Below are 24,443 nucleotides of genomic sequence, written 5' to 3' on the forward strand. Positions count from 1 at the left end.
TGTCGAGTCATGGGGACATCGGAGATTCTGGTGACGACAGATGTCGTCGTTTTTCGGTTGACATTAACGACAGATGTCGTCATTCGATCTTCCATGAGTGGAAATCCCCTTCCCGCGTTGTCCGCGGCGGAACAGGCGTTGATGGATCTGGTCTGGAAGCACCAACCGGCCACGGTCGCCCGTCTGCTGGAACTGGTGAATGCCTCCCGCCCGGAGCCGATCACCCGAAACACGCTCCAGACCCAGCTTTCCCGGCTGGAGGCGAAGGGATGGATCCGCCGGGCGGAAGGGGAGAAGTCGCTGGAATACTCCGCGGTGGTGAAGGAGAAGAAAGGCCGTGTCGGACTGCTGAAGGATCTGAAGGGCCGGATGTTCGGTGGCTCCGCCTTGTCGATGATGCGCTGCCTGGTGGAGGAAGGAGGGATTTCCAAAGCGGAGATCGCCGAACTGCGGAAGCTGCTGGATGAACACGGAAAGGGAGGAAAGCCATGAACGTGCTTTCGGGACTTCCGGCGTATTGGCTGAACTTCCTGCTGCACACCGCGCTGCTGTCGGCGTTCGTGTGGTGCCTGTGTCTGGTCCTGCGGGATCCGGGTAGGAAGGCCTTTGCCGCTGCGGCGGGTTTGTTTTTCATCGCCCTGCTTCCATGGATCACCGCGAAAGGCTTGCTGCCGCAAAGGGGTGCGCCAGTGACACCAACGGAAGTATCCGCTCCCATGCGGGAAGACGATTTCTCCGGGTGGGTCGTCCGGATCGACAAGCCGGCGAGAGTGCCGGAACTGCGTCCGGCGGAGATCACGACGGCTCAGGGACCAGCGCGTTCCGCTCCCAGGGATTTGAGGATGGTTCTGGCGGTCCTGTGGATCTCGGGAGCAGTCATCGGACTGTTTGTGGTGGTGGTGAGGCATGCGGTTCTGTCACGCCGTCTGCGGTCGCTGCGGAATCCGGATGAGCGGGAATGGAACGGCCTTTCGCCGCACGCCACCCGGTCCCGCCAAGCGTTCCTCATTGCCGGCGATGAGGTGGGGCCTTGCGCGGCGGGTTTCCTGACACCGCACATCGTGCTGCCGGCGGACCTTGTTGCGGAAGGAGGCGGAAAGCTGCGTTGGGCGGTGCGCCATGAGGAAGAACACCTGCGGTCGTCCGACCCGCGTGTGGCCGTCTTGCTTTCGCTGGTGAAGGCCATTCTATGGTGGAACCCGCTGGTCCATATATTGGGGCGGATATGGATGGAGGAGAGGGAGCGCGTATGCGACGCAAGGGCGCTCGACCACCCGGAGGAGGGAAGGAACTATGGTGCCTTCCTGCTCGAATTGACCGAAACCGGAATAGCCGCGGGTGGCCTGCCGATGGCGGGCGGAGGGGAGCGGCGGCTCAGAAAGCGCATCCACGCGCTGCTGTGCGGGCCGAAGGTGGCTCCCCGTTCAAATGCTTCCCGATTCGGCATCATGGGACTGCTCGCCGCCGGTGCGTTTCTGGCCTGCTGCTTCGGCGTGGAGGAGAAAGAGCCACTCCGTGTGCCGGACACGCCGGCCAAACCAAGCGTGGACGCGGGAAAGGCCGTGGATCAGGACGTCCCGATCCGCATCATCCAAACCAGAATCAACGCCTCGTACTTCCGGACAGGCTTTGCGATTCCGGAGTCAGGCAAGGTTCTCAGCAATGGAGAAAAGCAACTGATGCTGCGCCGCATCGCCCAAGCGAAGGGATCGGATCTGTTTTCACCTCCTTCCATTGTGGCGAGGAATGGCATTACGAAGGGGGGATTCATCATCAATACCCGCCCCGTTGATGCGGAGGTGGAAGACGAAAGGGCCATACCCTTTGAGGGCCTTTCCCATAGGATGACTCCGGTGATCAAGGGCACGAAGGTTTCTTTGTCGGTGGACTGTCTGGTGAACCATCAGCCGGGCAGATTGCCGTTGGAATGGAGCTGGTCATCGGAATACCCGCATGGAAGGCTGCGGGTTCCACCGAAAGACTTTGACTGGTCCACGATTCGTTCCGCCACCGCGCTGGACACCAAGGAGCTGTCCGCGGGTGAAAGCATGGTTGTCGCATTCAAAGGCATGCAGGAGGGCGTGCATCTCACCGGGATTTTCACCGTGGTGCCGGTCGATGCCACCGGCCGGGAGGTGGACAGCTTTGACCATGGCACTGCCAAGGTGAAAGCCCCGCAGTTACCTCCATCTGGCGGGATAGGGGAGGAAAGCGGAGGCGTGGACGATGGGAAGCGGATCAAGCTGACCTCGAAACTCATTCTGTCCAATGAGGCGATTCCGGAGGCTGGCAAGGTGCTGAAAGATGCCGACGTCATGGCTCTGCTGGGAAAGCTCTCGAAGGACGATTCCACCAAGTTGAGAACTGCTCCGAGCGTCATGTTCCGCAGCGGGCATCGCAGCCGGGTGGAGATCATCAAGACCTCTCCGGATGCGCGCGGGGCTGATGAAAGCGAAGTGGACAACAGGAAGGTTCCGTTCGCAGGGCTTTCGGTTGAATCAACGGGGACATTCGCCGGGGATAAGATCAAGGTGTCTTACGACGCCTTGTACAACCATCAGTCAGGGAAGCCGGATCTCATTTTCGGAAACTTCACCGAAGAATTTCCGGAAGATTTCGACTGGTCGCGGATCCGTTCGTCACACGCGAAAGGGGAGATCGGGTTGGAACCCGGAGAAACCTTTGTGCTTCCCTTCAACAAGGTCGATCCCGGCAAGCATCTGGTCATGATGTTCTCCGCGACCACCATTGATGCAACGGGGAGACCGGTCAACGCGGATGGAACCCGGTATTCTCCGCCCGTATTGCGATTGCGGCGGGATGGGAAAATGAGGATTCGTTCGCATATCGTGACGCTTCCCCGCGAAGGCAGGCTTCCTTCATATTGGCTCCAGATTCCTGCGTTCCCCGCGGAAGAATCGGAAGTGGTGGGGGCTCCACGGACCGCACTCCTCTATCCTACTCGCCACCTCGCGGACATCAGGAAAGAAGCGGTTGCCGCGGGGGGAGAATCAGCGTGGCAGGACATCGGGGACGTGATCGCGAAGGACAGCGAAGAAGTGAAACTGGGGAAAGACCACCGTTCCACGTTCCGAGCTGAACTTTGGAACGAAGCCGAGTGTCAGATCCGGATGAACTTGCCCGGAGAACAAGGAAAGTTCGCGGTCACGGGCTACTTGGGCCAGATTCTGGGCGTGGAACTGAAGCCGACGGAGACCGCCAACAGGAGGGTGTTCCTCCTCGCTCTGGATGACGCCAAATGAGCCGCCGAGCCGACCTCATACTGTCGGATGGGGATGCCGGGCGGAAGACAGGGCTGGAAGCCCCGGCAACGGTCCGGGCCAAGATGGGCCCAGCCACGCTCAATCCTCCAGCCAGCGGTCCAGCTTTTCCTCCAGGTCCAGGCCGCGTTTCACGGTGAAGGATTCACCGACCTCCACGGTCACGCGCTTGCCGGCGCTGTTCTGGAAATGGAGATGGACCGGCGTCGGGCCGGGGTGGGCGGCGAGGGCTTCCTTGATCTCGATGAGATCCCGTTCGCCATGGCGGGTGGTCCACAGCATCAGCTCGATGGGGCCCTTGCCATTGGAGGCGGCGGTGCGGCGGGCTTTCAGTTCGGAAAGCTCGTAGCCGGTGAGGCGGCGGCCGCCGGTGCGGTCGTCCACCTGCACCGCGCACTTCAGACGGATGATCTTTCCGGGGTCCACCAGTCCGGCGTCACGGGCGGGGACGAAGGTTTCGCCCCACAACATGATCTCCGCGATGCCGGTGAAGTCCTCCAGCTTCAGAACGCCGAACGGCTTGCCCGTCTTCGTGACCTTCGACTCCAGCGTCCGCACCATGCCGGCGAAGGGGAAACGCTCGCGGGCGTTGGATAGGTCGAGGTCATCGATGAGGCCGATGCGGCGGTACTTCTCCGAGTCGATCACCTTGCGGAACTTGTCGAGCGGATGGCCGGTCACGTAGAAGCCGAGCAACTCCTTCTCATGGGCCAGACGGTCGTCCTTCGGCCATTCCTCGACGGCGTTCTCGCTGCGGCGTGACTTCACTGCCGGGGCGGAGGGAGCCATGTCCATCGCGTCGAAGAGGGACACCTGGCCGGAGGCGCGGTCCTTCTGCGCGGACGAGGCGGAGGCGACCACCTGCTCCAGGCGGTTGAACATCCCGGCGCGGGTTTCGCCGGTCCAGTCGAGCGCCCCGGCCTTGATGAGGTTCTCGAGAATCCGCTTGTTGATGACCTTCGAGTCGAGCCGCGAGGCGAAGTCCTCCAGCGAGGAGAACGGTCCCTTCTTCTCGCGTTCCTCGATGGCCTGCGCCATCGCGCCCTCGCCGCAGTTCTTGATCGCGGCCAGCCCGTAGCGGACGCCATCGGTGCCGCCCTTCGTCTTTTCCGGGGAGAAGCGGAGCTGCGACTGGTTGATGTCCGGCGGCAGGATCTCGATCTTCATGCGGTGGCACTCGGCCACGAAGACGGCGATCTTGTCGGTGTTGTTGATTTCGTTGGAAAGCAGGCCGGCCAGGAACTCGACCGGGTGGTTCGCCTTCAGGTAGGCGGTCCAGTAGGAAATGTGGCCGTAGCAGGCGGAGTGGGACTTGTTGAAGCCGTAGCCCGCGAACATCTCGATCTTCTCGAAGATCTGGTTCGCCAGCTTCGCCTCGATGCCGTTGGTGCGCGCCGCGCCCTCCACGAACTTCGAGCGCTCCTCCGCCATCTTCTTCGGGTCCTTCTTGCCCATCGCGCGGCGGAGAAGGTCGGCGCCGCCGAGCGTGTAGCCCGCCAGCAGCTTCGCCGCGTTCTGCACCTGCTCCTGGTAGATCATGACGCCGTTGGTCGATCCGCAGACCTTCTCCAGCAGCGGGTGCTCGTACATCGGCTTCGTCCGGCCCTTCTTGACGTCGAGCATCTGGTCGATGAACTGCATCGCGCCGGGACGATAGACGGCGATCAAGTCGATGATGTCATCGATACTGGAGATGTCGTACTTCCGGCAGGTTTCGACCATGCCGCCGGATTCAAGCTGGAACACGCCCATCGTCTCGCCGCGGTTCAGGACGTCGAAAGTCGGCTGGTTGTCGAGCGGCACTTTTTCGATCTCGAAGTCCGGGGTGTGCTTTTTGATGTGCTCCACCGCATCCTGGATGACGGTAAGGTTCTTCAGGCCCAGGAAGTCCATCTTCAGCAGGCCCACCTCGGTGATCGCGCCCATGTCATACTGGGTCACGACTTCGCCTTCATTGCCGCGTGTCAGCGGCACGTGCTCGTCCAGCGGCCTGTCTCCGATCACGACGCCCGCCGCGTGGATGCCCACGTTCCGGGTCAGACCTTCCAGCTTCAGAGCGTAGTCCCAAAGTTCCTGATAGGTGGAGGAACTGGCGATGAGTTCCTTCAGCTCCGGCTTCGAGTCATACTCGCCCTTGAGGGAGACCCCGGGCTTCGCCTCGATCATCTTGGCGATCCGGTCCGCCTCGCCGTAGGACACGCCCATGACGCGGGCCACGTCCCGCAGCACGCTCTTCGCGCCCAGGGTGCCGTAGGTGATGATGTGGGAAACACTGCGTTCGCCGTACTTCTGCCGCACGTATTCGATGACCTCCGGGCGGCGTGACTGGCAGAAGTCGATGTCAACGTCGGGCGGGCTGACCCGTTCCGGGTTGAGGAACCGCTCGAACAGCAGCCCGAAACGCAGCGGGCAGATGTCGGTGATGCCCATCGCATAGGACGCGAGCGATCCGGCGGCGGACCCCCGGCCGGGGCCGACGGGGATGTTGTGGTCCCGCGCCCACTGGATGAAGTCGGCGGTGATGAGGAAGTAGGAGGCGAAGCCCAGCTTGTTGATGATGTCCACCTCGTACTTCAGCCGCTCCTGCACTTCCGCCTCCGAGGCGCGGGCATCGCCGTAACGGCGCACCAGTCCGTCCTGGCAGATCTTCATCAGATATTCTTCGCGCGGGCTGCCGTCCGGTGTGCCGAACTGCGGGTATTTCTCGGAGGAGGTGGAGTCCAGCTTGATGCTGACGTTGCACCGTTCCGCGATCTCCAGCGTCGCGTCGCACGCACCGGGGATGTCGGCGAAAAGCCCGCGCATCTGCTCCGCCGTCTTGAAATAGACCTCCGGCGTGTAGCGCATCCGGTTCTCGTCGATGAGGAGGTTGCCGGTGCCGATGCAGATCATCACGTCGTGCGCCTCATGGTCGTCCCGGTTGAGGAAATGGACGTCGTTGGCGGCCACCGGCTTGAGTCCGAATTCCTCCGCCAGCTTCAACAGTCCGGGCCGGACCAGTTCCTGCTGTTCCAGCCCATGGTTGTGGATCTCCACATAGACGTTGTTCTTTCCGTAGATATCGACCAGCTCCGCCATCGTCTCGCGGGCCTTGTCCATGTCCCCGGCGCGCAGCCATTCGTTCACCGGCCCGGAAATGCAGCCGGTCAGGCAGATGATGCCCGCCGAGTATTTCCGCAGGACGTTCCGGTCCACCCGCGGCTTTCCGTAATAAAGTCCCTCGAGGTGGCCGACGGAGGTCAGCTTGCTGAGGTTGTTCCAGCCTTCGTCCGTCTCCGCGAGCAGGGTCATGTGGGTGGCACGCTTGCGGCCCACCAGCTCCTTCTTGTCTTCCAGCGACTGCGGGGCGAGGTAGATCTCGCAGCCGAAGATCGGCTTCACGCCGCCTTTCTTGCACGCTTGGTAGAACTCGATCGCGCCATAGAGGTTGCCGTGGTCCGTCATCGCCACCGCCGGCATGCCCAGCTCCGCCGCCCGCTTGACCAGATCCTTGGTGCGGATCATGCCGTCGAGCAGGGAGTATTCGGTATGCAGGTGGAGGTGGACGAAGGAATCGGACATCGGGCGGCCCGAAGATGGGGCAGACCGCCGGAACGTCCAAGCAGGATTGAAGGCAAGTTGTTCCCGCCTAGGGAACCAAGGCTTTCGCCAGGGGGGATGCGGAGATGGCTTCGTTCAATGCCTTCCGGCGTTTGCCGATGGTTTCCGCGGGATTCAGCAGGTCGCCCTGCTTTTTGGCATAGCCGCTGCCGGCGTCCACCACGTCGCCCGCGCGCAGTTCCAGGTGGAGATGGGCGGGGTATTGGCCGTCCGCCGTGCCGATGGTGCCGAGCTTCGTGCCGCGGGCGACCAAGGCGTCCGTTTTCACTTCGACCTTGTCCAGATGTCCGTACACCGACTGCAGTGGCTTTCCTTCCGCATCCTTGTGGGCGATGATCACGACGTTCCCCCAGCCGGCTGTGGAGGCTCCGGCGAATACCACCAGGCCGTCCCCGATGGCGAAAACCGGATCCCCGAGGTTGGTGTTGTTGCCGCCGATGCCGTGGAGGTCGTCGCCGGTGTGGTTGGCGCCACGCTTCTCATTTTTCGCCCAGAATGGCTGCGCGTTGTGGGTGAAGGCTCCGTTTTCGGTACCAGCGGGAGGGTCCAGCCGCACGGCCGTCGGGACCGTCAGGGTCTGCCAGGGGGAGAGCGGGCGGAAAGCCAGGTCCGGCGCGCCTTTTTCCGGCATCACCAGCGGGGAATCCGCGCTCTGTTTGCCGAACCGGGGGATCTGTCCCGTGCCGCCACCGCCCGCCTGCCAGATGGCCGCGCCGGTGATGCCCAGGGCCACGACCGTGGTGACAATGAGGGCCGGAACCGCGCTTGGGGAGGAAGGGGTGGTGTTTTCCATGATGAACGTGCTCATGGGACTACGCACCTTCTTCTCCGGACCTTTCCGGGGTCTTGATTTCCCCGGCAGTTGGAGAAAATGTAGGCCTGCCCGCCGGTCAGCCCCCGGACTCCACATCCGGGGACGATGAGCTGTTGAGCCGGTGAGCAGGCCTCTTGAGGTTCAAAAATGCCACGGGGCGGAGAATCCGGCTACCCCCCAAAATAGGGGGTAAAATTTAACCGCTCCGCAAGTTGGGCTAGAAACCGGTTGCGGGATGCCGGTATGGTCGGTGTTAGATGAGCAAAGTACCGAAGTGGGGGAGATGGGAGATTGTTCCATTGGTGGCGGGGCTTTGCTTGCCGGGAGTGCTTCCTGCGGAAGGACAGGAGGGGAAACCCCAGGAGCTGGCGACCCTGGAGGTCACCGGGACGCGCGGGGATGCGCCCGCGGTTCCGGCCCCCATCTCCCCTTCGACCGCCCAGGTGATTCCGGAGCGGATCATCAAGGACCTGGATCTGACGGATCTTTCCGATATGTCACGGCTCACACCGAACGTGTCGGTGAGCCAGTCCGAAGTGAGCCGTGCCCCCAGCTTCGGCATCCGTGGCAGCCAGGAGCTCACCTTCCATGAGCTGGGCGGAGGCAGGACCAGCGCCGCCTACTACATCGATGACGTGCCGTTCCAGGACGCCTACGGCCGGGAGTTCGGCATGTTCGCGGCGGACGGCATCACGATCCACAAGGGGCCGCACGGCACCCTGTTCGGCGCGCCGGGACCTGCGGGCGTTTTCGATGTCACAACCCGCCGTCCGGAGGCCGGGCTGGCGGGGGAGGCCTCCTACACCTACGGCAGCCACGCATTCCACCGCGGTACCGCGCATGCCAGTGGGGAAGTGCGCCGGGGCCTGCTTTTCGGGGTCGATTTCCTGTATTCGGAGAGCGAAGGGTGGTTCGAAGACCGCCTGACCGGAGATCCCTACGGAAAATCGGAAAGCGCCGCGATGCTGGCGAAACTCATCTGGCAGGCCACCGACCGGCTGGAGTTCACCCTCACCGCCGGACTGCAGCACCATGACGACGACCCCGCCGTGTATCTGCCTTTCGCCACTTCGGATTTCCGGCATGTGAGCGCGGACCCGGATGCGACCGCGACCGGTTGGGGGGCTTTCCAGGCGTTGCGCGCCGTGTGGAAGGAAGATGACTGGCAGATCAAATCCATCACTTCCCACCGTGACTCGCATTCCGAAGACCGGGACGCCGCCCTGTTGTTCGAAATTTTCAAGCCGGGTTCCCTTTTCCGTGACCGGGACCAGGATGTGTCCGCATGGACCCAGGAGATCCGCGCGGAATCCACGGATCCCTCCGCGCTGTTGCGCTGGCGCACCGGCCTGTTTTTCTCCAACCGGAACTCCGATCTCGACCATTTCATCCGTGGCCTGGGTCCGTGGGAGGGGCGTAATGAAGTGCAGTACGACCATCAGGAGTGGGCCGCCTTTGGAGAGATCACCCGCTCCATCGGCAGCCATCTGGAGCTGAGCGGAGGCCTGCGGCTGCAGTTTTCGCGGGACCACACCAGGTCGTCCTTCAATCCGTCGGCTGCCGCTGCGGGGCTCGGTGCCGTCGCATTCACCACGGATGACCGGGAGGACTATTCCGCCGCCCTGCCGATGGCCGCGGTGGCCTGGAAATGGACGGAGACGCAGCGTTCCTACCTCCGTTTCAGCACGGCCATGCAGCCCGGTGGTCTCGCCATCGCGGCGGGCTCGTCCAATGAGTATGACGCACAGCATTCCGTCCACTATGAGCTGGGGCACGACAGCTCCTTCCGGGATGACACTGTGGATCTCCACGCCGCCGCCTATTACACGGACTACCGGGACTACCAGGCCTTCCAGTTCCACCCGGCCGGGCAGACCATCTTCAATGCGGAGGATGCCCATGCCTGGGGGCTGGAAGCGGAGATCCGTATCCGCCTCACGGAGGGGCTCGAACTCTTTGCCGGAGCCGGATACACGCACGCCCGTTATGATGACTATGAGTCCTTCATCGGTGACTTTTCCGGGAAGCGCGTCGCAAAGATCCCGGTCTGCACCCTGAACGCCGGTGCCAGTTACCGTGCGGCATGGGGTGGTGTGGCGGCCATCAACTGGCGTCTGGTCGGCAGGACCTCATTTGATGACGCAAACAACGTCACGCAGGGATCCTATTCCCTGCTCGACGCCCGGCTCGGCTTCGAGAAAGGGAACTTCGGCATCTATGTCTTCGGCCGGAACCTGACGGATGAGGAATATTTCACCCACAGTTATGTCTTTTTCGGTCAGCCCGCTTCCAGTGCGGGTGCTCCGCGGATGATCGGCACGGAAATCCGGGCCACTTTCTGAGGCCGCCGGCCGGGGGAATGCCACGAAATCGACCTGAAGACCGGCAATGATTGCCATGGTTTCTAATATTCGTTAGGTCGGATGCGTTCTTCCCCAAAAGATGATGATGAGATTGCCGAATTTTTTACTGGGTTCCGCGTTGGCTTTCCTGCCCTTGGCGGGGTTCGCCGGAGAGGCTGAAGATTCACTCCTGGACGCTGCGGCGAAGGGGGATGCCCCCCGCATCGTCCTCGCGCTGTCGGAGGCAGGGCCGGATATCCGGGATGCCCAAGGGCGCACCCCGCTGATGCTTGCCGCCCAGTCGGGTGACTTCGAATCCGTCCGCCGCCTCCTCTGGGGGAAGGCGGACGCGCGTCTGAAAGACAACCAGGGCAAGATCGCCCGCGACTATCTGGACATGAAGGGAGAGGCCTTCGCCCCGCTGGCACTCATCCTGCGCTGCCATGCCTTCTGCCAGGAATACGGCCGCCCCGGCGGCAAGGCGAAGCACCCGAACCTCACGCTGGTCAACGACCTGTGGGTCGATCCCTCCCACCCGAAGCTCAAACCGCTTTATGCCGTCAACGAGGCGGAATTGAAGGGGAAACCCGGCGTGGATGACGACAAGAATGGCTTCATCGATGATGTCTATGGCTGGAACCTGCGCCATGACGAGCCGCTCCGCGCGCCCCAGCTCTCCATTGATTCCTCCGAAGACACGCGCAACTACCTGGGCGGGCTGCTGAGGGATTTCGACGCGGCTTCCTCCGGCGGTGACCAGAAGACCGCCGCCATTCTCCGCGGCAGTTACAAGAACCCGCTCATCCGCCAGATCGGCTTCGACACCTTCGCCAACGTCAGCATCGACCTCAACGACTTCGCCTACGCGGCGATGCTCCACTCCGCCTCCCACGGCACCCACGTGGCCGGCATCGTGGCGAACTACAGCGACCGGAAGGCCCGCCTCATCGGCGCGGCCATCGGTTCGTCAGCGCCGACGACCAACCGGGTGTTCGATGACTTCGGGGCCATCGTGAAGCTTGCGGAAAAAACACCGAGCTATGCGGAGTTCGTCTCCCTGGTGCTGGACAGCTACCGTGGCCAGGCCATCGCGCAGGGACGCCGCTCCTCCGACTATCTCCGCGCCTGTGGTGCCGGTGTGGTGAACATGAGCTGGGGTTGGCCGCGCACGATCCACGAGAACATCGCGAACGCCATCGCCGCCGCCTACAAAGAGCATGGCCAGAACCCGGATACCATCGACAAGCCCGCCAACGCCCAGGATGCCCTGGTCATCGCGAACCTGCCGCTGGAGCTGACCATCGCCCATGCCGCCGCGTTCGCTCTGGCGTTCCATGAAAACCCGGATGTCCTCATCGTGATGGCGGCGGGCAACTCGAAGGAGAACAACGACGAGCTGCTGCCATCCCCGCAATATCTGTCCCGTTTCTTTCCGCACGTGATGACCGTCGCCTCGGTCAATGACAAGGGAACCCCGTCCGCATTCACGAACCACGGTGTCCGTTCCGTGCAGATCGCCGCGCTGGGTGAGCGGGTGGTTTCCACCATGCTCGCCGGTCTGGAGTGCCCGATGGACGGCACCTCGATGGCTTCTCCGGTGGTGGCCGGCACCGCCGCCGGGATCCGCGCGGATTTCCCGAACCTCTCCGCGACCGACGTCCGGCGTCTGCTGGAAGCCTCCGTCACCAAGTCGGACGCGCTGGCCACGCTCGTGTCCACCTCCGGGATCCTGAACCCGACGGCCGCCCGCCAGATGGCTTCCTCCTGGAGCCAGGACAACCTCGCCATGCTGGTGGAGGAAACCCGCCGCGCGAAAGTGGAAGGCCGGGACGGCCCGCAGCTCAATGTCCCGTTCCTGGCCAGCGGCAAGTCCGGCAAGAGTCCGGAAAAGGGCGCCCCGCGCCGCATCACCGCCGTGGCGGGCTTCGGCAAGAACTGGAGGGCGGTCATGTCCCGCGGCACCCCGTTCAACAGCCAGCGGCAGCTTGGCGTCGGGCCATGGCCCAACGCGGAGGTGGACAAAGGCTGGAAGGAAGGCCTCCGCATCACCTCCGTCGCAGGTGAACAGGGGGCGTGGAACGTCGTCATGAGCACCGGCGTCCCGGGCATCCAGTCCGTGTTCGGTTTCGACCTCGACCAAACGAAGATCTCCACCGCCATGGAGGAAGGTTACCGCATCACCGGTGTGGCCGGGTGGAAGAACGAGTGGGTCGTCGTGATGAGTACGGAGACCGGGCTTGGCCAGCAACGCTACACCCTCCCGTCCCCGCTCAATGACAGCCGCAAGCAGTGGATCAAGGAACGCTGGGATGAAGGGTTCCGGATCACATCCGTCGGCGGCGACGATGATCCGAAGCATCCGGATGACGGTTGGTTCTTCGTCCTCACGAAGAACTCCGGCATCCAGGAGCAGGCCTACTCGGAGCCCGGCCCGTGGCCCGCCGCATGGATCGCGGAGAACACGGAGAAAGGCTTTGCCATCACCGCCGTCGCGGGGGCGGCGGACCACATGATCGTCGTCATGTCGAAGGGGACGAAGCTGACCGGCCAGGACAGCTCCCCGGAAGGCAGCTACCCCGTCCAGTGGATCCAGGAACGCTGGTGAATTTTGAAAACTCCGTGGCTTCTCCCCGTACTCCTCATCCCCTGCTTCGGGCAGTGCGAGGACAAGCCGCGCCAACGCCCTGACTTCGTGCCGGCGGATGTCCGTCTCTCCAGCCACCCCAGGGCCGCCGCTGCGGCTGCGCGGGTGCGCCCCACGCTCGAAAGGGACCTGTGGGAAAAGGACATGCGTCTGGGGGAGCAGGTCTTTCTCCGGGCGTTCAAGGAAGAGCGCGTGCTGGAGATCTTTGTGAAGAGGAGGGCGGCGGAGAAGTTCGAGCTGTACCGCAGCTACCATGTCGCGGGCACATCCGGCTCACTGGGGCCGAAGCTGGCGGAGGGCGACGGCCAGGTTCCGGAGGGCTTCTACTACACCGGGTTGAATTCGCTCAACCCGGACAGCATGTACCACCTGTCCTTCAACATCGGCTACCCGAACGCCTACGACAGGTTCCACCAGCGTACGGGCAGCCACATCATGATCCACGGCAACAACATCTCCATCGGCTGCCTGGCGATGACGGACGAGAAGATCGAGGAGATCTACACCATAGTGGATGCCGCCCTGCGCAACGGGCAGCCGTTCGTCCGCGTCCATGTGTTTCCGTTCCGCATGACGGAGGAACGCATGGCACGTGCGACGGAAAATCCCAACAAGCCGTTCTGGGACAACCTCCGGGAAGGGCACGATCTCTTTGAGAAGAGCAGCATTCCGCCTGAAGCGGATGTGGAACAGGGACGCTATGCTTTCAAGGATGCCGTTGCCGGTCCGGCAGGACAATGATCCGCTCCCGTCAGGTGAAGTGATGTCCGTTGACTATTGCTTGGGAGCAGCGGGTGCGGGTGCGGGTGCAGGTGCAGGTGCAGGTGCAGGTGCAGGTGCAGGTGCAGGTGCAGGTGCAGGTGCAGGTGCGGGTGCGGGTGCGGGTGCGGGTGCGGGTGCGGGTGCGGGTGCGGGTGCGGGTGCGGGTGCGGGTGCGGGTGCGGGTGCGGGTGCGGGTGCGGGTGCGGGTGCGGGTGCGGGTGCGGGTGCGGGTGCAGGTGCAGGTGCAGGTGCAGGTGCAGGTGCAGGTGCAGGTGCAGGTGCAGGTTCCAGTTCCGATTCAAGGATCCGGATCGGAACCGTCGCGGAGGCTCTCATTTTCCCGCGGTAGGCCTTCACCGCGTCGCGGCGTTTCACGGACTCCAGGGCGGAGAGGACCTCGGCCTTCGCATCATCGAAGGACCGCGGCTCGGATCCTTTCCGGGTCATGATTTCCACCAGGTGCCATCCCAGCCGGGAACGCACGAGGGTGGGCTGCCCCACCGGCAGCGAGAACATGGGTTCCGCCAGATCAGGGGAGAGCCGTGCACGGCTCATCCAGCCCAGATAGCCGCCATCCTCTTTGGTTGCCGGGTCCTGGCTGAGTTCCTTCGCCAGCTTGGGGAAGTTCGTTTGCTTCGCCGTCAGTTGGGCAAGTCCTTCCTCCAATTTCTTTTTCGCCTCTTCCGGCTCGGTCTGGAGGGTGGGGATGAACATGTGGCGGGCCTCCACCCGCTCCGGCAGGGCGAGGTCCTTCTCATGCGCGGCGAACCACTTTTTCGCTTCTTCCTCGGTCGGCGGGGTGATGGTGATCCGGGAGGCGAGGTATTTCCCGATCCGGACCTGTGAGGCCAGGCGATCCCGGAGATCTTTCTCGGTGGGGATGCCCTGGGCTTTCATCGCTGCTTCGAGCGCCGCCTTGTCCCCTCCGAAACGGGCGGTCAGCCGTGCCAACCGTTCGTCGATCTCAGCGGCGGGTACTTCGGCGGGCTGGCCGGCAGCGTTCATTTCCGCAAGCAGCAGCTCGGTTTCGATCAATTCCTCCAGGGCCGCCTTGCGCGCGGCCTTCTGTTCCTCCGGGGAAAGGTCGGCGAAGGTCCTGCCCTCCAGAGCCAGCCGCTCGAAGGTGGCCCGCTCGAGCTGGCTGCGGGAAATCTGCCGGCTGCCCACCCTGGCGACCACGCCTTCCCTGCGCGCCTTTTCGAGCGCTTGCGGGGTGTCCGGGCTGAATGTCTGGACGACCGCCCGGTTCAACGGGCCGTTGAAGAGGAAAAAATCCCCCGCCAGATAGGCGAGGAATGCGGCGCAGAGGGTGAGGCGGGCTTTGTGGGTCATTTCCGGGTGCGGGAAATGAACGCGTCCACCCGCCCGAATGTTTCACCACGAAGTGGTTGAACCGCCATTTCAGCGGATCTCCACCGTGCTGCCCGGGCGGATGATGTTGGGCAGGCGGATGGCGTCCCAGTTCGCCAGGCGGATGCAGCCCGCGCTGCGTGCCCGGCCGATGGTTTCCGGGTCGGAGGTGCCGTGCATGCCGATGCCAGAGCGGCTGGTGCCACACCAGATCACGCCCACCGGGCTGTTGGGACCCGCCGGGATCATGAGGGCGTTGGAGCTGCGCTTGCCGGTTTTAAGGAAGGACTCATCATAGCGCCACCACGGAAGGACGACCATGTTCTTCAGCTCCCAGGTGCCGAAGCGGATGAACTGGGGTTTGCCCGGAGTGATGGGGAAAGAGGCGACCAGACCCTTGTTTCCGCGTCTGGGGACCGGGGCCGCGTTCGGGTTGTCAGGATCCGCGACGATGAGGGCGACCGGCGTGGCCTCGAAGATGCGCACCTGGTTGATCTTGGTGTCCACCACCACATGGCGGGCACTCAGGTTCGGATCCGCCTCGAATTTCGTTTCGGCGAGGGCTTCGGCATGGAACGGGGTCACGTTCGGCACCACGATGCTGTCCCGTGCCTTGAGGGAATAGATCTTTTTGCCGGGGTTGAGGGCGATGAGGTAGGGAACATCGCAGTGATAGCGCTCTGACATGAACTCGGCGATGCTGCGGTAGGACATGCGTTTCTTCTTCGCCTGTTCGCTGCGGGACGTGGACAGGTTGGGATCCACCCAATCCTTGACGGAGTCCGGCACCACGGCCGTTGCGAAGGGATTCGGGACGGCCTTGCGGGCGGCCTCCATCACCGCGTGCCAGTCGTCGGACGCGTGGCCGTTGACTTCGTTCCAGGCAAGCACAGCCAGCTCGGTGAAGCGGCCGGCCTTGCCATCCACGATGCCCGGGCCGAAGTGGTTCTGGTCGAGGAAAATCTGGAGGCGCACCGCGTCGTCGCCGGTCGGTTTCCCTTCGGCGGCGGGCAGCGGGCCGTCCAGCGCGGCGGTGGCCGGAGCGGCCTTGGATGGGGCGTTCGGGTCGCCCTCGGCGGGCAGCGCTTTCAGCACCGGGTTCGGTTCCGGGACCGGCTGCGCGGTGGTGAATGCGGTGAGGCCGGAGAAGACGGCGAGCAGGGTGAGTCTCAACATGGAGGGATTCGGTGGTTAGACGGGGGCGGTGGAGAAAGATTCCAGACGGCCGGAGATGGCGGCGGGGACCACGGCGCTGACCAGGATGTCATCCCCCTCATAGTCGGTGGAGAGCACCTTGGCGTCCCGGTGCAGGAGGCTCACCAGATCCGCCCGGTGCTGGGGGATGCGGTAGTGCTGCCTGCGCACGCGGTCCGCCAGTTCACGCGTGCAGGCTTTCAGGATCTCCTCCATGCCCATACCGCTGCGGGCGGATGCGTGGATGGCATCCGGGAACTTCAGCCGGAGTTCCGCCAGCGCCTCGGGATCGGTGACGGCGTCGATCTTGTTCAGAACCGTGACCACCCGCTTGTCCTCCGCGCCCAATTCCTTGAGCACCTCCAGGGTGGTGTCGTGGAAGCGGTGGATCTCAGGGGCGGTCGCATCCAGCACGTGGATCAGGAAGTCCGCCAGCACCGCCTCCTCCAACGTGGCCTTGAACGCCTCCACCAGCCGGTGCGGCAGGTTGCGGACGAAGCCAACCGTGTCGGTGAGCAGCAACGGCTGGCCGTCCGGCAGCTCGATGCGCCGGGTGGTGGTGTCCAAGGTGGCGAAAAGCATGTCCTTCGCCAGCACTTCGGCGCCGCTCAGTTGGTTGAGCAGCGTCGATTTTCCGGCGTTCGTGTAGCCGACGATGGCGGCATGGGGTGTTTCCAGTCGCTCGCGTTCCTTGCGCTGGGTCTTCCGTTGTTTGCGCACGGCTTCCAGCTCGCGCTTCGCGCGGTCGATGGTGAGGTGGGCCAGACGGCGGTCGATTTCGATCTGCTTCTCACCCATGCCCCGGGAGGCCCCGCCGCCAGCGGCACCACCGGAGCCCGCGCCCTCGCGGTCAAGGTGTCCCCACATCCGGGCCAGGCGCGGAAGCGCGTACTGCATCCGCGCCAGTTCCACCTGCAGGCGGGCTTCCTTCGTCTGTGCCCGCTTCGCGAAAATATCCAGGATGACCTCCTCGCGGTCGATCACGCAAAGGTCCGCCAGCTTCTCCCACTCCCGCTGCTGGGATGGGTAGAGCGCGTTGTCGAAGACGATGACATCGCACTCGTGGGCCTTCGCCAGTGCGACGATCTCATCCGCCTTGCCGGTGCCGCAGAGGAACTTCTTGTGCATCTCCCGGCTGCGCGCGAGGACGGACTCCACCACCTCGATGCCGAGCGTACGCACCAACTCCCCCAGCTCCGCGAGCAGCGATTCCGATTCCGTTTCTTCGCGCGGGTCGAAATAGAGGCGCACCAGCAGGGCGCGCTCGACCATATCGGGTTTCTGTCTGACCTCGAACATCCGCAGGATTCCTACCACCTGTGGGTGGGTGGCGCGATGCGAAATTTTTCAGCCGGAAGTGCCGTTCAGCCCCGTGACACTTCCCGCAGCCACCGTTCATGGGCCCAGACGCCCCATACCACGCCCGCGAGGCCGAGGGTGAGGAGGAAGGTCGGAAGGACGAACATCATCCGCGCGGCCGGGTCTCCGGGCAGATCCAGCATCCCGGCCGCAGCCATATGGTTCCGGAACAGGACGATGAGGCGGGCCGTCAGAAGGGCGATGGCACCCGCAGCCATGATGGTTCCTCCCCATGAACCCCGCTGTTGGGCCAACCGCACCGCGGAAAGGCTGATCAGGCCGAGGCCGATCACTCCGAGACAGTCCATGAGAAAGCTGCCTTTGACGATGGTCTCAAACAACAGATTCATGGGCGGATACCGTGGGGGAATCGGGTGATACGGCGGCTGCAGCCTTCCGCGGAACGGCTTGGGGGAAAATTCCGGAGTGCATCGCCACTCCGATGCCGAAGACCAGCCAGCCGCTGTTCATCAGCACCATCCGCACCGTGTGCCAGGCGAGCGCGGCTTCCAGATTGGTGGTATGGGGATCATGGATGGACCCGATCAATCCGGCTTCGTACGCCGGCAGGACCACGGCATAGCCGAACCCGAGCATCAAGCTTCCGGTGATCATCAGGCGTGTGGACCACTCCCGGGCGGTTCCCGCCAGCCGGAGAACGAAGATCACCAGGGAGATCCCCATGACGATCAGAAAGACCGGCCGCGCCGCGTCAATCGATGCAAGGGTTCCTGCTGCTCCACCAGTCATTGAACCTACGTCATCACGTTATAACTCATTGATCAATAATATATTATAAGGCAATACCGTGATTTCAATCCATCCGGAAATTAAGGATGCTCTAATTGCGCGAAGCTTCCTGAAATTGCGCATTCCCTAACGAGATTCCCTTGGTGCCTAGAAATCAGCGGGATGTTTGAAGCCGCGGAACGCTTCCGCTGAATTGGATTTTCGATAGGATCGCAGCCAAAAGGGCGGGTCGGCCGGGAAATTCGACCGGATAATTTTTTATGGAAGATGGGTCCGGGGCTGCTCCCGGGCGGTGCGAAGGGCCGGATTTCCGGTCAATCCGACTGGGGTGCCCATCCGCAAACCCCTTGCGTCCGTGCGGAATTCCGCCTAAGCCCCGTCCCGTCATGAGCGAAGCCGCCCCGCAGCAGCCCCAATCCACCGAAGCCGAACTGATCGCCGTCCGTCGTGAGAAACTGGCGAAACTGCGCGAGTTGGGCGTGGACCCGTATGGTGCGCGCTTTGAGACCACCACCACACCGGAAGCCCTCCGTGCGGAATTCGTGGAAGGTGTGCAGGTCAAGGTCGCCGGCCGTCTCACGGCCATCCGGGACATGGGGAAGTCCATCTTCTTCCAGCTTGCGGACGTGCACGGTTCCATCCAAGGCTATTTGGGCATCAAAGGCTTGAGCGAGGAAAAGGCGGCCGCCTGGAAGTGCCTGGACCGCGGCGACTGGATCGGCATCGAGGGGGAAACCTTCATCACCCGGACCGGGGAGCCGACCATCAAGGTCGGCGACTTCACCGTGCTTTCCAAGGCGCTGCGCCCCATGCCGGACAAGTGGCATGGGGTCGCCGACCGTGAGATCAAATACCGCAAGCGCCACCTCGATCTGATGGGCAACGAGGAGAGCGCGAAGCTGTTCGTGACCCGCTCGCTGATGCTGGCGGAGATCCGCCGTTTCTTCCAGGACCGCGGTTTCCTCGAAGTGGAGACGCCGATGCTGCAGGACGTCGCCGGTGGAGCCGCGGCCCGCCCGTTCGAGACCTTCCACAACGCGCTCGGCATGCCGCTGACCATGCGGATCGCCCCGGAGTTGTTCCTGAAGCGTCTGCTGGTCGGTGGATTCACCAAAATTTTCGAACTCAACCGGAACTTCCGCAACGAGGGCATCTCCCGCCGCCACAATCCGGAGTTCACCATGCTGGAGGCCTACTGGGCCTTCTCCGACTTCAAGGAAATGGCGGATCTGGTTGAGGAAATGACCTGCCATCTCGCGGAAAAGTTCTGCGGAGGCCTGAAGATCGAGCACAAGGATGAGGAGGGCAACGTCACCCGCACCATCGACCTCAGCCGTCCGTGGAAGCGCGCGCGCTATGATGATCTCATCGCCGGTGCCGCCGGTGCGGACTTCTTCACCATCACACCGGAAGGCCGCCGCCAGCGCTGCGAGGAACTGGGCGTGCAGATCTCCCCGGAGATGGAGGACCATGAGGTGATCCAGCAGGTGTTCGAGAAGCTGGTGGAGGAGAAGACCTTCGACCCGTGCTTCGTCACCCACGTCGCCAGCGAGCTGGTGCCGCTGGCGAAGGTCTCACCGGGCGGAAAGACCGTGGAGGTCTATGAACTCATCATCAACGGCCAGGAGATTTCCCCCGGCTACTCGGAACTCAATGACCCCGACGTCCAGCGGGAGCGCCTGGAGGTCCAGTCCGGTGAGGAGACCCACAAGATCGACTATGACTTCATCGAGACACTGGAGCACGGCATGCCACCCGCGGGCGGCATCGGCATCGGCATCGACCGTCTGGTGATGATGCTGACCGGCGCACCGACCATCCGCGACGTGGTGCTGTTCCCGCTGCTGAAGCGGAAGGAGTAAGGAGGTAGGACACTCCTGTCCTACGGCGGCATTGGCGAATCATCAAGGATTCACCGCAAAGTCGCAAAGGCCGCGAAGGTGGCGCAAAGGCCAGAGAGGGATTTATTCAGTCTCTTCTCTTCCTGAAACTGAACACTGAAAACTTCTCCTCCTTGTTCTCTCTCAGTGCCTCAGCAACCGCTTGGCGGTGGACTCATCCAGCAGGCGCATGGCGGAGATTTCCGGCAGGCGTGCTTCCAGGATCTGGCGTGCCGTCTCCAGCGCGGGGTAGGGCGTCCGGCGGAACTCGACGATGCGTGTGTCCGAGTCCCAGGTGATCCATGCCGCCCGCTCGTCCAGATCGCGAGGCTGGCCGACGGAGCCGACCAGCACCGCGCAGACCGCACCTTCCGGCAGCAGGATCTTTGAATAGTCCACCCGCTTTGCGATGACCCCGGCCGCCGACCGGCGGGTGAAGAACGTCTGCTGGTGGGTATGGCCGAAGAAGCCGATGCCGTAGCCCTTCTCTTCCAGAATATCCATGGTGGGCGCCGCGTCCCCGGAAGTATGCAGGTAGGGCCAGGTCTCGGCGAAGTGGAGGGAGGCATGGCTGAGGATGCCGCCGGGAACCTCCATGTAGCCGGGCAGGTCCGCCAGCCAGCGGGCATTGTCCGGGCTCAGGGTACGTGCGGCATGGACCACCCCCGCCCACACGGGATTGTGTGTCCAGCCGTTGCCGCCGGGGATGTTCTCCTCATTCGCGACCACGGCGTTCGTATAGTAGTCATGGTTGCCTAGGACACTGCGCCCGCCATGGTGGCGCACCAGGTCCACGCACTCCTCCGCCTTTGCGGCATACCCCACCGTGTCACCCCCGAAATAGATCTCCGTGATCCCGGACTTCCGCACCTCTTCCAGGACCGCGGTCAGGGCCGGTAAATTTGCGTGGATGTCAGACAGAATCGCGATTCTCGGCATTGCCAAGACCATAGGGGGGAGGTCCAGCCCGTGCCAAGAGCGAGATTCTAAAAAAAATCCTTGCCCGGCTGCGGGGGTCGTGTTCTCTTCCCCGCCCCGTCCGAAAAGGCGGGGCTGAATTCTTTTCCCTATCCGGCCATGGCCTACGCAGTGATCAAAACCGGCGGTAAGCAATACCGCGTCCAACAAGGCGACAAACTCGACGTCGAGAAGCTCGACGCCGAAGTCGATTCCGAAATCACCTTCGACGAGATCCTTCTCGTTGGCGAAGGCGACAGCGTGAAAATCGGCTCCCCGTCGGTTGCCGGCGCTTCCGTCACCGCAAAGGTCGTCAGCCAGTTCCGTGGCCCGAAAGGCGTTGCTTTCAAGTTCAAGCGCCGCAAAGGTTTCCACAAGACCATCGGTTTCCGCCGTGCCCTCACCCGCCTCGAGATCACCTCGATCGCAGGCTAATCCTGAAATTCCCACCCTCTCCTGACACATGGCCCATAAAAAAGGACAAGGTTCCGTCAAGAACGGACGCGACTCCCGCAGCAAGCGCCTCGGCGTGAAAAAGTTCGGCAGCCAAGCCGTCATCGCCGGTAACATCCTCATCCGCCAGCGCGGAACGAAGGTGCACCCGGGTGTCGGTGTCGGCATCGGCCGCGACCACACGCTCTTCGCCCTCGTCGATGGCCGCGTTTCCTTCGACCGCGAAGGCCGCCGCGTGAACGTCGTCGCAGCCGCAGCGAACTGAGATCAGGTTTCCTGAGATTTCCGAAAGCCGCTTCCTGAAAAGGGAGCGGCTTTTTTGTGGGCATCCGCTGGTAGGGGGAGGAGTGCTTGTTTCCGGCCAACTCTCGTGGGTTGGTGGGATCCGGAATGATAATCGCAGGTCGCGGATTATCATCTTAACCTGATGATCAGGAGTTGTGGGGTAATTTGCCTCGTGGGACCCTTCGTGGGTCCTGTCGGTCCTCAGCGGTAGACATTCGGCAGCCCTTTGCCGCGTCGCTTGAACCGGCGGTGCATCCAGAAGTATTGCTCCGGAGCGCGCTGGATCTGGTCTTCGATCAGGCGGTTGATGCGGATGGCGTCCTCATTCGCATCATCAGTGGGAAAGTTCTCCAGAGCGGGCAGGATCTCCAGCCGGTAGCTGCCATCCTCCATGCGGAAGCCGAAGTAGGGTACCACGGCGGCCCCTGACATCTGGGCGATCTTGCTGGTGGCGGTGTTCGTCAACGCCGGCACACCGAAGAACGGCAGGATGGCGGCGAACTTGCTCTTCTTTCCCTGGTCCGGGGCATACCAGATGGTGGCGCCGTCCCGGAGGCCGCGCAGCAGGCCGCGGAGGTCATCCATGGGGATGGCGGGTTTCATCTTGGCCACCCGGTGCTTGTACATCTCATGGGCGATGACCCGGTTGTCCGGCTCCCGGTAAAGGCCGCCCATGGGAATGTTGTCCACGAAGAAGCGGCCGCAGATTTCCAGGGTGGTGAAATGGGCGGTCAGGAGCAAGGCGCCCCGGCCGCCTTCGGAAGCGGCCTCCAGGTTCTCCCTGCCGATGATGGTGAAGGGTGGCAGCTTTTCATCCGGGCCCCACCAGGCCATCCCGGTTTCAAAAATTCCGATGCCCATGGACTCGTAGTGGGCGAGCGCGAGAGCGTGGCGCTCCGCCCGGGACTTCTCCGGAAAGCAGAGATCCAGATTCACGGAGACGATCTTGCGCCGCAGCCGGACGACGTGGAAAATGAGGCGGCCGAAGAACCTGCCGAGGCGCACCTGAGCGGTCCACGGCAGCTTGCATAGCTGCCGGAAAAGCCACACCCCGGCCCAGGTGGGCCAGAGGGAGGGGCTGTGCAGGGAGACGGATCGGTCGCGGGACGCCATGGCGGTTACGCCTTTGCCGCCGCTCCGTAGAGCTGCGGATTGAGCGCCGGGTCGTTGTACATCTTGAACTGGTAATAGACGCCGAAGGTCCGCCGTCCGGCGGCCACATCGTAGAGCAGTTCCGACAGGCTCTGCGTCAGGTCGGAGCGCTGGAGGCGGATGCGGGCCAGCTTTGCGGAGCAGTTCGAGCGGTGGGTGTCGTCGACATCCGTCCGCTCTGTTTCCTCATTCATGTGGAAATCCTTGAGGGCGAGGATGGAAAGCCGGTCGATGATCATGCCGGGAGTCTCCGAGTTGCGGGGGACGCCGGACTCCGCGGGTTCCAGCTCGCGGACCAGCACCTCGTCCATTTTTTCGATGAAGTTGTTCCGCTCCTGGTTGTAGCGGTCGATGGCGCGCTTCGCCTGGTGGACCCGTTCGGATCCCAGGTCATCCCGGCGGGCGATGTCTTCCTCGTGCCAGAGCTGGAAGTTCCGTTGATGATTTTCCTGCACCAACAGGAGGAATCCGTCGCCGGTGGCGGCGGGATCGACTTCGTGCCAGCGGGCGGTGAGATCGAGCTGGAGGGCGGCGATTTCGTTGGGATCGAATTTCATCATGGGCAAGGAAAGCGGCCGTTTGTCGGTCGCGGCGGGCCTTTAGGATTGCAGGCCGGATGGGGGGAAGCAAGCCTGCGTCCGTGCCCGGAAACGAGAAGCCCGCGACCCCGAAAAGCCTGCTGGTCATCAAGCCGTCGTCCCTCGGCGACATCGTGCACGGACTCCAGGTGGTGCAGAACGTGGCCCGCCAGTGGCCGGACTGCCGGATCACCTGGGTGGTGCGGGACCGCTTCGCCGGATTGGTGGAGGCCGCCCCGTTTATCCACGAAACCATCCACTACCACCGCAAGGAAGGCGTCCGCGGCTTGTGTAACGTGATGAAGGAACTGCGGGGCCGGAAGTTCGATCTCGCCTGGGACATGCAGGGTCTCGCCCGCTCCGGATTGATGATCGCCGCCGCGAAGGCGCGGCAGAAGTGGGGGCGTGCGGACAGCCGCGAGGGTGCCTCGCTTTTCTATGATGAAACCGTGGACCTGCCCGCCGGAGAAGGGCCGCATCATGCGGTGCCGATCCTCCAGGGCTTCCTGAAAGCCGCGGCGCTCGATCCTGAAATCCACTACCCGCTGGAACTGAACGCAGGACCGTCCTTCCCATGGGCATCGTTCTTTGATGAAGATCCCCGGAAGCTGTTCGTCATTTTCACGGACAGCCGCGGCGTGGGCAAGGAGTGGCCGAAGTTCGACCAACTGACCCACCTCATCTGGCAGCACATCCCTGGCAGCCGGGTGGCATGGTGTGCGGGAAAACCGGCATCACCCGGCGGGGACATCCCGGAGGGGCGCTTCCTCAACCTGACCGGATGCCCGATGGATGAAATGATCGAGCTGGTCCGCCAGAAATCGACTTTCATCGGAAATGACAGCGGACCGATGCATCTTTCCGCTGCCCTCGGCAACCGGGTGCTGGCCATTTTCGGCCCCACCTCGCCCTCGCGTTTCGGCCCGTGGCCGCCGGGATCCCCTCGCACCGAGTCGGTTGTGGCTCCGGGCGGGGTGCTGATGGACCTGACCCCGGAAGCCGTACTGGAAGCGGTGGAGGGCCTTATTTTCCGTTAGGCGAT

General features: G+C 63.2%; 19 protein-coding genes. 9 read left to right on the plus strand and 10 right to left on the minus strand.

The window, feature by feature from the left end:
- Nucleotides 1-93 precede the first annotated feature (93 nt).
- Together OVA24_RS02255 and OVA24_RS02260 are read left to right on the plus strand one after the other, a co-directional pair.
- Nucleotides 94-492 (plus strand): BlaI/MecI/CopY family transcriptional regulator, encoded by a 399-nt coding sequence (locus OVA24_RS02255; protein WP_267673107.1) that lies wholly within the window; start codon nt 94-96, stop codon nt 490-492.
- Nucleotides 489-3,263: a M56 family metallopeptidase gene (locus OVA24_RS02260; protein WP_267673109.1), complete on the plus strand. Its 2,775-nt coding sequence runs from the start codon at nt 489-491 to the stop codon at nt 3,261-3,263. The genes OVA24_RS02255 and OVA24_RS02260 overlap by 4 nt, the downstream gene beginning before the upstream one ends.
- A 99-nt stretch (nt 3,264-3,362) precedes the next feature.
- Here OVA24_RS02260 and dnaE read toward each other — a convergent pair whose 3' ends face one another.
- Both dnaE and OVA24_RS02270 read right to left on the minus strand, forming a co-directional pair.
- Nucleotides 3,363-6,842 (minus strand): DNA polymerase III subunit alpha, encoded by a 3,480-nt coding sequence (dnaE, locus tag OVA24_RS02265; protein ID WP_267673111.1) that lies wholly within the window; start codon nt 6,840-6,842, stop codon nt 3,363-3,365.
- Between the two features lie 67 nt (nt 6,843-6,909).
- The gene (locus OVA24_RS02270) at nt 6,910-7,689 is read right to left on the minus strand and encodes a murein hydrolase activator EnvC family protein (RefSeq protein ID WP_267673114.1); all 780 of its coding nucleotides are present in this window, start codon (nt 7,687-7,689) and stop codon (nt 6,910-6,912) included.
- 263 nt (nt 7,690-7,952) lie between these two features.
- Here OVA24_RS02270 and OVA24_RS02275 point away from each other — a divergent pair, with 263 nt between their 5' ends.
- The 3 genes from OVA24_RS02275 (at nt 7,953) to OVA24_RS02285 (ending at nt 13,422) form a co-directional block, all read left to right on the plus strand.
- On the plus strand, nt 7,953-10,037 hold the full coding sequence (locus OVA24_RS02275) for a TonB-dependent receptor (protein WP_267673117.1): 2,085 nt from the start codon (nt 7,953-7,955) through the stop codon (nt 10,035-10,037).
- 139 nt (nt 10,038-10,176) lie between these two features.
- A complete protein-coding gene (locus OVA24_RS02280; RefSeq protein ID WP_267673119.1) occupies nt 10,177-12,642 on the plus strand; it encodes a DUF7477 domain-containing protein in 2,466 nt (821 codons plus the stop codon).
- A gap of 3 nt (nt 12,643-12,645) precedes the next feature.
- Entirely contained in the window at nt 12,646-13,422 is a 777-nt protein-coding gene (locus OVA24_RS02285; protein ID WP_267673122.1) for a L,D-transpeptidase family protein, read from the plus strand.
- 33 nt (nt 13,423-13,455) lie between these two features.
- Here OVA24_RS02285 and OVA24_RS02290 read toward each other — a convergent pair whose 3' ends face one another.
- The 5 genes from OVA24_RS02290 to OVA24_RS02310 form a co-directional block, all read right to left on the minus strand.
- Nucleotides 13,456-14,775 carry a peptidylprolyl isomerase gene (locus OVA24_RS02290; protein ID WP_267673125.1) on the minus strand — a complete coding sequence of 440 codons (1,320 nt, stop codon included), beginning with the start codon at nt 14,773-14,775 and terminating at the stop codon, nt 13,456-13,458.
- A gap of 69 nt (nt 14,776-14,844) precedes the next feature.
- The gene (locus OVA24_RS02295) at nt 14,845-15,969 is read right to left on the minus strand and encodes a L,D-transpeptidase family protein (RefSeq protein ID WP_267673128.1); all 1,125 of its coding nucleotides are present in this window, start codon (nt 15,967-15,969) and stop codon (nt 14,845-14,847) included.
- A gap of 15 nt (nt 15,970-15,984) precedes the next feature.
- Complete coding sequence (gene hflX / locus OVA24_RS02300; RefSeq protein WP_267673130.1) at nt 15,985-17,286, minus strand: GTPase HflX; 1,302 nt, start codon at nt 17,284-17,286, stop codon at nt 15,985-15,987.
- A 65-nt stretch (nt 17,287-17,351) separates the two neighbouring features.
- Nucleotides 17,352-17,696 (minus strand): hypothetical protein, encoded by a 345-nt coding sequence (locus OVA24_RS02305; protein WP_267673132.1) that lies wholly within the window; start codon nt 17,694-17,696, stop codon nt 17,352-17,354.
- Nucleotides 17,680-18,030 carry a hypothetical protein gene (locus tag OVA24_RS02310; protein WP_267673134.1) on the minus strand — a complete coding sequence of 117 codons (351 nt, stop codon included), beginning with the start codon at nt 18,028-18,030 and terminating at the stop codon, nt 17,680-17,682. The genes OVA24_RS02305 and OVA24_RS02310 overlap by 17 nt, the downstream gene beginning before the upstream one ends.
- A gap of 452 nt (nt 18,031-18,482) precedes the next feature.
- Between OVA24_RS02310 and lysS the strand changes: the two genes are divergently transcribed.
- Nucleotides 18,483-19,958 (plus strand): lysine--tRNA ligase, encoded by a 1,476-nt coding sequence (gene lysS, locus OVA24_RS02315; RefSeq protein WP_267673136.1) that lies wholly within the window; start codon nt 18,483-18,485, stop codon nt 19,956-19,958.
- 162 nt (nt 19,959-20,120) lie between these two features.
- Here lysS and OVA24_RS02320 read toward each other — a convergent pair whose 3' ends face one another.
- The gene (locus tag OVA24_RS02320) at nt 20,121-20,915 is read right to left on the minus strand and encodes a metallophosphoesterase family protein (protein ID WP_267673139.1); all 795 of its coding nucleotides are present in this window, start codon (nt 20,913-20,915) and stop codon (nt 20,121-20,123) included.
- A gap of 138 nt (nt 20,916-21,053) precedes the next feature.
- Here OVA24_RS02320 and rplU point away from each other — a divergent pair, with 138 nt between their 5' ends.
- Both rplU and rpmA read left to right on the plus strand, forming a co-directional pair.
- Complete coding sequence (gene rplU, locus OVA24_RS02325) at nt 21,054-21,368, plus strand: 50S ribosomal protein L21 (RefSeq protein ID WP_267673141.1); 315 nt, start codon at nt 21,054-21,056, stop codon at nt 21,366-21,368.
- Between the two features lie 28 nt (nt 21,369-21,396).
- Nucleotides 21,397-21,651: a 50S ribosomal protein L27 gene (gene rpmA, locus OVA24_RS02330; RefSeq protein WP_267673144.1), complete on the plus strand. Its 255-nt coding sequence runs from the start codon at nt 21,397-21,399 to the stop codon at nt 21,649-21,651.
- A 221-nt stretch (nt 21,652-21,872) separates the two neighbouring features.
- Here rpmA and OVA24_RS02335 read toward each other — a convergent pair whose 3' ends face one another.
- Both OVA24_RS02335 and OVA24_RS02340 read right to left on the minus strand, forming a co-directional pair.
- Nucleotides 21,873-22,784, minus strand: a complete 912-nt coding sequence (locus OVA24_RS02335) for an LpxL/LpxP family acyltransferase (RefSeq protein WP_267673146.1) — start codon at nt 22,782-22,784, stop codon at nt 21,873-21,875.
- Between the two features lie 5 nt (nt 22,785-22,789).
- Nucleotides 22,790-23,383, minus strand: coding sequence for a DUF4254 domain-containing protein (locus tag OVA24_RS02340; RefSeq protein WP_267673148.1), 594 nt, complete (start codon nt 23,381-23,383; stop codon nt 22,790-22,792).
- An 80-nt stretch (nt 23,384-23,463) separates the two neighbouring features.
- Here OVA24_RS02340 and OVA24_RS02345 point away from each other — a divergent pair, with 80 nt between their 5' ends.
- A complete protein-coding gene (locus OVA24_RS02345) occupies nt 23,464-24,438 on the plus strand; it encodes a glycosyltransferase family 9 protein (protein WP_267673150.1) in 975 nt (324 codons plus the stop codon).
- Nucleotides 24,439-24,443 lie beyond the last annotated feature (5 nt).

It is taken from the genome of Luteolibacter sp. SL250, assembly GCF_026625605.1.
Taxonomy (GTDB): domain Bacteria; phylum Verrucomicrobiota; class Verrucomicrobiia; order Verrucomicrobiales; family Akkermansiaceae; genus Luteolibacter.

Bases quoted from the DNA above. Each gene is read 5' to 3' on its own strand.
- OVA24_RS02255 (WP_267673107.1), top strand. From the start codon at position 94: ATGAGTGGAAATCCCCTTCCCGCGTTGTCCGCGGCGGAACAGGCGTTG.
- OVA24_RS02260 (WP_267673109.1), top strand. From the start codon at position 489: ATGAACGTGCTTTCGGGACTTCCGGCGTATTGGCTGAACTTCCTGCTG.
- dnaE (WP_267673111.1), bottom strand. From the start codon at position 6,842: ATGTCCGATTCCTTCGTCCACCTCCACCTGCATACCGAATACTCCCTG.
- OVA24_RS02270 (WP_267673114.1), bottom strand. From the start codon at position 7,689: ATGAGCACGTTCATCATGGAAAACACCACCCCTTCCTCCCCAAGCGCG.
- OVA24_RS02275 (WP_267673117.1), top strand. From the start codon at position 7,953: ATGAGCAAAGTACCGAAGTGGGGGAGATGGGAGATTGTTCCATTGGTG.
- OVA24_RS02290 (WP_267673125.1), bottom strand. From the start codon at position 14,775: ATGACCCACAAAGCCCGCCTCACCCTCTGCGCCGCATTCCTCGCCTAT.
- OVA24_RS02295 (WP_267673128.1), bottom strand. From the start codon at position 15,969: ATGTTGAGACTCACCCTGCTCGCCGTCTTCTCCGGCCTCACCGCATTC.
- hflX (WP_267673130.1), bottom strand. From the start codon at position 17,286: ATGTTCGAGGTCAGACAGAAACCCGATATGGTCGAGCGCGCCCTGCTG.
- OVA24_RS02305 (WP_267673132.1), bottom strand. From the start codon at position 17,696: ATGAATCTGTTGTTTGAGACCATCGTCAAAGGCAGCTTTCTCATGGAC.
- OVA24_RS02310 (WP_267673134.1), bottom strand. From the start codon at position 18,030: ATGGGGATCTCCCTGGTGATCTTCGTTCTCCGGCTGGCGGGAACCGCC.
- lysS (WP_267673136.1), top strand. From the start codon at position 18,483: ATGAGCGAAGCCGCCCCGCAGCAGCCCCAATCCACCGAAGCCGAACTG.
- OVA24_RS02320 (WP_267673139.1), bottom strand. From the start codon at position 20,915: ATGCCGAGAATCGCGATTCTGTCTGACATCCACGCAAATTTACCGGCC.
- rplU (WP_267673141.1), top strand. From the start codon at position 21,054: ATGGCCTACGCAGTGATCAAAACCGGCGGTAAGCAATACCGCGTCCAA.
- rpmA (WP_267673144.1), top strand. From the start codon at position 21,397: ATGGCCCATAAAAAAGGACAAGGTTCCGTCAAGAACGGACGCGACTCC.
- OVA24_RS02335 (WP_267673146.1), bottom strand. From the start codon at position 22,784: ATGGCGTCCCGCGACCGATCCGTCTCCCTGCACAGCCCCTCCCTCTGG.
- OVA24_RS02340 (WP_267673148.1), bottom strand. From the start codon at position 23,383: ATGATGAAATTCGATCCCAACGAAATCGCCGCCCTCCAGCTCGATCTC.